This window comes from Glycomyces harbinensis (assembly GCF_900101745.1).
In the GTDB taxonomy this organism is placed as follows: domain Bacteria; phylum Actinomycetota; class Actinomycetes; order Mycobacteriales; family Micromonosporaceae; genus Glycomyces; species Glycomyces harbinensis.
This window is the reverse complement of sequence record NZ_FNAD01000007.1, coordinates 326285-333835: the sequence shown is the minus strand read 5'-3', so window position 1 is coordinate 333835 and position 7551 is coordinate 326285. Positions and strand designations below refer to the sequence as shown.

At 64.9% G+C, this 7551-nt stretch carries 4 protein-coding genes; 3 read left to right on the top strand and 1 reads right to left on the bottom strand.

Annotated elements, in window-relative coordinates; genetic code table 11:
* Positions 1-25 precede the first annotated feature (25 nt).
* A complete protein-coding gene (locus BLQ63_RS14310; RefSeq protein ID WP_091035925.1) occupies positions 26-994 on the bottom strand; it encodes an NACHT domain-containing protein in 969 nt (322 codons plus the stop codon).
* Positions 995-1441: 447 nt separating this feature from the next.
* Here BLQ63_RS14310 and BLQ63_RS14305 point away from each other — a divergent pair, with 447 nt between their 5' ends.
* From BLQ63_RS14305 to BLQ63_RS14295, 3 genes are all read left to right on the top strand, one after another.
* A complete protein-coding gene (locus BLQ63_RS14305; protein WP_091035921.1) occupies positions 1442-2473 on the top strand; it encodes an IS630 family transposase in 1032 nt (343 codons plus the stop codon).
* 364 nt (positions 2474-2837) lie between these two features.
* A complete protein-coding gene (locus BLQ63_RS14300; protein ID WP_091035915.1) occupies positions 2838-4298 on the top strand; it encodes an NF041680 family putative transposase in 1461 nt (486 codons plus the stop codon).
* A gap of 209 nt (positions 4299-4507) precedes the next feature.
* Entirely contained in the window at positions 4508-7477 is a 2970-nt protein-coding gene (locus BLQ63_RS14295) for a tetratricopeptide repeat protein (RefSeq protein ID WP_091035912.1), read from the top strand.
* Positions 7478-7551: the final 74 nt, after the last annotated feature.

The following is a 7551-nucleotide window of genomic DNA, read 5'->3' as shown; positions in this document are numbered from 1 at the left end:
TCTCCCAAGGCTTCGCCATGCCCGTTCAACGAGCAAACCCGAAACCCTGCACCGGACAACCAGTCCGATCGCCAACGAACTTGAAACCAGTTCTAAGAGGGAGCATCTGAAGTACCGTTGCTTGCGGGATTTTTGCAGTCCAGTAACCCTGCGGGCGAGAGCTGACCACAAAGTCGTTTCGGGAGTGCTTGGAGATCTGGTCCTCGATCCACCAGGAGACGGCCACGCGGTCCTTCCTACGGGCGACCTCGTCGAGTCCGTCGAGCATGACCACACAGTTGCCTTGCCTGAGCTGTTCTTCCCACCATCCGGCAGGTTCCTTAATGTCCAGTTCCCCTACGCTGTTTCGAATTAGTTGCGCCAACGTAGTATTGTTTTCGGAAGCGATGGACAGGGCATGGTCGCGAAGCAATACCACGACAGGAATTCGACGACATTGTCTCTTGCCTCGGCGCGCTATATGAAGCGCTGTATGCCGTAGCAGGGTGCTCTTGCCGCTTCCCGGCGCACCGATGATCGCGCATACACTTCGCTGCGGATTGTTGACGAATACCCCAATCGATTGTCTCCCAGAGCGATCGATGGGCTCATAGGGGAGCAATCCGCCAACTCTCGATGACTCCGATCCCAGCACTAGCCCTACATCGACATAGATGCCATCGAGCTCGGGGAGATAGCCAGGGGTATGGGTGAGGTCTTTGGTATTGATGTAGCTGTTCCGCTCCGCCACCCATTTAAGATAAACGCGCGTGTACCGCGACATTTTCCGTCCGAGGGCGAGGTCAAGGAAGTTCGCCAACTGCTCGATACGCCGGCGGACGACATCTTGGGTGGCAGAGGCTGCGGTCGCGGCCATAAAAACGACACACTCGTAGAGCACGAGCAACAGCCCAGCGATCCAAGGTTCTGCCAGCTGGTTCCATGCAACCAATCCGGCGAGCGGAACCCCTGCCACTCCACACAGACCAGCGAGCGTTTTGCCTGTTGCCGACATCGCCTAGCTCCCACCCGATTTACGTGATCACATGGCGACTGCGTGGCTCCCCTCCAGCTCAGTCGCCAGGAAGTACAAGGAGTATTTCATGGCTGGGCGAAGGCAGGGTTCCCGTGTCCACTAGCCACAGAGGCCTCCGAGGCAGATGGAGAGTCTTGGGGGCTAAGGTGAAATCATCTGGCACGAAGGCGATCTTCAGTGCTTCAAATCGTTACACTCCGAAGCAGGAGTGGAATCCTGAGACGACCAGATTAACGGCGGTGAGGTTGAAGTGTCTGATCGCGTGGCCTGGGACGATCCGGGGACTGTGACCTTGACGAATTTGTCGGAGATACGGGCGTGCAGAATGTAGCCCAAACCGTCTGACCGGGAGGCCATCGAGCAGACCCAGGCTACTAGTCAGGAACTGTGAAGTTGGGTTCCGGGTAGTGGTGCGAGAATGCTTGCATGGCAAACGGAAAGCCGCACGCGAGTGCGGAGCTTCGGGCCAGGGCCCTGGAGATGAAGGCGAGCGGGTTTACGGCCGCGTTCATCACCGGGGCGCTGGGGGTCTCGTCGAACTCGGTCTACAACTGGGCGCGGTGGGCCCGTGAGGGCTGGCCTGCGGGGCTGGACGACAAACGACCCGAGCGCAAGAGCGCGATGGACTCCTCGATGCGCGCCGAGCTGGCCTCGATCATCGAGTCGACCACGCCCGAGGAGCACGGGTTCGATTCGCTGTTGTGGACTCGCGAGATCGCCGCGGCGGTGGTGAAGGAGCGGTTCGGGGTTGTGTTCTCGCCCAAGTGGATCGGTCGGATCCTCACCGATCTCGGGTTTACCCCGCAACGGCCGCGGTATCGCTCGGACCGGGCCGATCCCGCCTTGGTCGAGCAATGGCGGACTGAGACCTTCCCGGCCATCGCCGCCCGGGCCCAAGATGCGGGCGCCGAGATCTTCTTCGGCGATGAGTCCGCCGTTCAGCTGGGGTTCCATGCCGGGACCACCTGGGGCCGGAAAGGGCAGACGCCGGTCGTGACCGCTGCGGGCCCGGTCGGGGGCCGCAAGACGATCATGATGGTCTCGGCGATCTCGCGGCGAGGGCAGCTGCGGTTCCGTCTGCATTCGGGCTCCTTCGACGCGGTCGCGGTCGTCGACTTCTGCAAACGGTTGCTGTCGACTGCCGACCGGCCGGTGTTCCTCATCGTCGACAACGCCCGTGTCCATCACGCCAAGATCGTGAAAGCGTTCGAGGCATTGACCGAGGGCCGCTTGTGCTTGTTCTACCTGCCGCCCTATTCGCCTCAGCTCAACCCCGACGAACTGGTTTGGAGCACCGTCAAGAACGGACGCATCGGGAAAGCCGTCATCAGGAACGAACACGATCTGAAACGAGTCGTGCTCGGCGCCCTGCGCAGCCTCCAGAAGCTCCCCGAGACCGTCAAGCGCCTCTTCAACCACCCCGAACTCGCCTACATCACTGCCGCCCAACCGGAATGACACCCCGAACCCCAACTTCACAGTTCCGGACTAGTAGCCCACGGCGTCCGCGACGAGGCGATCGATGGGAGGACCGCCGCCGATCTCGCCCGTAAATGGGTCGCCTGCGGTTCTGACCACTACCAGACCGCCATCGATCTCATCGAGGCGAGCGCTGACCAGTGGCCGTGACGTAGATACAAGGCCACCAGGCCATCCCTGAGAAACCCGACCGAAACCCCCGATCCTGGGCATCAGCTACCAACCGAACCCTTCAGGAACTTGGCTGCGGTGCTGGTCAGAATGCCCCGCGTGAACACGAGTGAAGCCCCTGCTTGATAATTCTTGTTGCGACGCAAGAACATCCATATAGCAAGGGCTTCGTTTGTCTGTTCTCCCTGAACCAGGCGCCGCTGCGGGCGTCGGGGCACTGACGGCGTTCCGCGCTGGCTTCTATCAGTGCCTGACCGCTCGAGCGGACATACTGTTCGATCCGGCCGAGGCACTACTGTGCCAGAGCGGCCCGGTTACCTCGCTCCCGGCCTTGTCGCTGTCCGGGGTGTTCCGGCGCGGACACGGTGCGCTCTATGACGCGCTCGGAGCTGGCCAGGTCGACACCAACCATCTCCGGGACCTGCTCGCGGGCCAAACGATCGGGCGCGTTGGCGGCAGGATCGTACTGGCGGTGGACGTCACCAACTGGCTGTGCCCGGACGCGAACCGCAGCCCCGACCGGCTGTTCTGCCATGTCTACGGACGCGGCAGATCGGCCGACCAGTTCATTCCGGGATGGCCCTATTCGATGGTGGCCGCGCTGGAATCGGGCGCGTCGTCGTGGACGCAGATCCTGGACGCGGCCCGGATCGGCCCTGACGACGATGTGCAAGCGGTGACCGCGGGACAGGTCCGCAGTGTCGTCGAGCGGTTGATCGCCGCCGGGCAGCATGCCATCGGTGACGAGCCGATCCTGGTCGTCGCCGACGCAGGATACAACGCGGCCCGCCTGGCATGGTGCCTGCGGGACCTACCGGTCACCGTGACCGCGAGAGTGCGGTCGGACCGGGTGTTCTATGCCCGCCCGAAACATCAGGTAACGGCAGGCGGGCGGGGTGGACGGGCACCGAAGCACGGGACCGCGCACCGACTGTCCGAACCAGACAGCTGGGAAACGCCAACGCGCATCACTGCCTGTAACAATGCTCGTTATGGCAGGTTGGAGGCCAAGTCATGGGATCGGCTGCATCCTCGTCTGACCCAACGGTCCGCCTGGATCGATGCCGGCGCCCAGCTGCCGGTCCTCGATGGCACCCTGACACGCCTCACCGTCGACCATCTCCCGCACGACGGCAGTCCGAAACCGGTATGGCTCTGGACCTCGGCCGCCGGCCTGTCCGAAACCGAGTTGGACGGGATCTGGACGGGGTGGCTGCGCCGCTTCGATATCGAGCACACCTTCAGGTTCCTCAAGCAGACCCTCGGATGTACCACCTCCAGGCCGCGCACGCCCGCACAAGCCGACCTCTGGACCTGGTTGGTCATCGCTGCCTTCACGCAGCTCAGGATCGCCCGCACCCTCGTTGCCGATCTGCGCCTGCTTTGGGAGGCACCTGCCGAGCTCGGGAAACTCACTCCCGCACGAGTGCGCCGCGGGTTTGCAAACCTCCGCCTGGACCTGGACTGCCCGGCCCGTGCTCCGAAACCATCCCGGCCAGGACCCGGCCGACCTAAAGGCCGCCGCAACACCCGACGCGCACCTGTCTATGACCCCGGCAAAACCACGAAACGCGACAGAAACCTGACTCAGCGCAAGAAGCCACTGAAGGTCACCAAACCATCCACAAGTTAAAGGACAAGCTTAGATTGGCTCTTCCCATATCATCTATATTGGCCCCATGTTCCAAGGCCGGGTCATCGAACATGGTGGACGGAACGTATCGATACCGGCCAGTTTTCGGGGCCTTGCGGTGCGTCCGCTCAGAAACATCTCGGGCTGACGGCAACACGGCAACTTCCTTAAACTAGAGGCGGTCACTGTCGCGCAGAAGGGCTGGTGGGATGCGGATCGCCGAACTGTCAGCCTCGATCGATGCTCGGATCCGGGCCTACGAAGACGGTGATCCGTCTCAGGTCCTCGATTCTCAGGCGTTGGCCGAAACCACTGCGCTGCTTCGGGAAGCGACTCAGGGCGAACGCGGCGTCCCGGTGGCGACGGCGGCCCGGGCAGCGCGACTGCGATGGGCGCGGCACGTGTCCTTGCCCGAGCAAGAGGGAGACGAGGACGCCTGGGCCGCCTTGAGCCTCTTCATGCCCCTGCTCGGCGTTCGGGCCGACATCGTGCCTGTCGACGCGCTCAGGTTCTTCGTCGAGGCGACGGCAAGAGGCACGTCGGTCGACCCCGAGCCCCTGGCCTACGCGGCGGCGCGGTTGCTGCCGTCCGCGATCGACCGTCTGGATCAGGTGCTTCTGGACTGGGTGCTGGCGATGCTGGGCGCCGCGTTGACCAGCACTCCGCTCGACCATCGCCATCGCGCGCGATGGCTGTCGCTGTTCTCCACGGCGGCAAGCAGTCGCTTTCAGTCGGCCGGGGCCCCCGGCGACCTTGTACTCGCAGTCGACGCTGGATCCGCGGCGATGAACCTAGTGGCCGACGACCACCCTGATCGTCCCGTGATCGCATCGAACTTCGGCGCAGTCCTCAAAGTGCGATTCGAGCAAACCGGTGACCTCGCGGATCTGGACGGGGCGGCCGCGGCGATGCGTGCCGCCGTCGCGGGAACGAGTCCCGACGCACCGCAGCACGCAGACTTTCAATCGAATCTGGCCGCCGTGCTGACCGATCGGTTCGGCCGGACCGGTGACTTGGCCGATCTCGACGCCGCCATCGAAATGGTGCGGGCCGCGTCCGCCGCCAGCCCGGCCGACCATGAGCACCGTGCGGTAATGCTCTTGAACCTCGCGGCCGCCTCAGCTCGGCGGTTCGAGCGGACAGGCGACTCCGCGGACCTGGAGACGGCGATCGCAGCGGCGAACGCGGCCCTGGCGCACACGCACGAACAGGTCACTGACATCTTCGCTATCCGTTCAACGCTCGGATCGGCCCTCGGGTCACGATTCCAGCGGACTGGCGACCTCGCCGACCTGGACGCCGCGATCGGATCACTGAGCGCGGCCCTGGACCAGCTCGCACCGGACGCACCTGGCCGTCCCGAAACGCTCTCGGCGCTGGGGTCGATGCTGCGGGGGCGATTCGAGCGGACCGGTCGCCTCCAGGATCTGGATGCGGCCGTCGTCGCCGGACGCACCGCCGTGACCGCGCTTCCCGAAAGGCACCCCGACCGCGCCGCCGTCCTCTCGAGCCTCAGCACCGCCCTGTGGTGCCGGTTCGAACGGATCGGTGACCTCACCGACCTCGAAGAGGCGCTCAGGGTCAGCCGAGAAGCTCTGCAGGCCTCGCCCTCCGACCATCCCAACCGCGCTTACTGGATAGGGCATCTCGGCGCCGTCCTACAGTCTCGGTACGAACGCATCGGCGATCTGTCCGATCTCGACGCGGCCATCGATGCCGGACGCACCGCTGTGGCCGCCCTCCCTGAGGGACATCCCGGCCGTGCCGCGTGCCTGACCTCGTTGGGATATTCGCTGCGATTGCGGTCCAATCACACCGGCTCCATCACGGAACTCGACGATGCCATCGAATCGACCCGCGCCGCCGTGGTCGCGACCCCTCAGGATCATCCGGCCCGTGTGGGCCGATCGGCGAACCTCGCGCTGGCCTGGCGCAAACGGTACGAAGGCACCGGCGACCTCGCGGATTTGGACGCCGCCGTCGACGCCGGACGAGACGCCCTCGATTCGTGTCCACAAGACCACCCCGACCGAATCAGACTGCTGGCCAACCTGGCCCAGACGTTGCGCACCCGCTCCGACCGGACCGCGGCGGCGACAGACTTGGCAGACGCACTCGCGACCGTCAAAGCGGCGATGGCGGCCCTCCCCGCCGATCACGCCGACCGGGCGATGGTCTGGATGACCGCGGCGCATGTCCTGTTCACCTGGGCCTACCGCTTCGACGACCCGGCGGTGCTGCAGGGCGCCATCGAATACGGGAAGGCGGGCACGGCCGCCACTCCGGAAGACTCGCCCGCCCGTCCCTTGCGGCTATCGAGTCTGGGATCGATGCTGTTGGAACAGTCCAACATGACCGGCGACCTCGCGGACCTCGAAGCGGCGGTGAACGCCTGCGGGGATGCGGTGACAGCGGCGGACGACCATCCCGATCAGGCCGTACGGCTATGGAATTGGGGCCTGGCGCTGCAGGCGCGGTTCGAGCGGCTCGGCGACCTCACCGACCTCGACACCGCCGTCCGATCGTGGCAGCGGATACCCGACATTCCCGGTGTCGGGAGCGAAGTACAGATGTTCGCTTCTCGGCATGCTGCTGAAGCGAGCGTCCTGCGCGCACGACGGCGGGCTTCGGAGGCCGCTGACCAGCGATCATCCTCCCAGATGCTCGCCGAAGGCTTCCAGGAGGCGCTGCCGTTGTACCGGCGGTCCATGGACGTCCTTCCCATGCTCATGCTTCGGGGTCTGGACCGCGCCGACCGGCAGCATCTCCTGCAACGCCACGCTGGTGCTTTGGGCCGCGACGCCGCCGCATGTGCCGTCGCCGTCGGCGATTTCGAGCTGGCGACCGGGTTGCTCGAGCTGGCTCGCGGAGTGCTCTGGGGTCAATTGCAGGACCTGCGCGCCGACCTGGCAGGACTCAGGACGTCCAGGCCCGATCTCGCCTCCGAGTTGGAGCGCTGCAGGACGGTCCTGGACACTCCCTCTCCCGAACTCGCCGACTTCACCGGCCCGTTTGAGGCTGAGCGGTCCCGCCAAGCCCGGATCTCCGCAGGTCGGCGCTTCGATGCGCTCCTCGCGCAGATCCGCGCGCTGCCGGCCACCGACGACTTTGCCGACCCCGCCGCATTCCTGCGGCTGCCGCGATGGGGGCGACCGCTCCCGCCGTCGGCCCGGCCGTAGCGATTGACGTGGCCGGTTTCGCTCTGTCACACTGCAATATCGGTGCGACATCGAACCATGTAGGACGAGCGGGG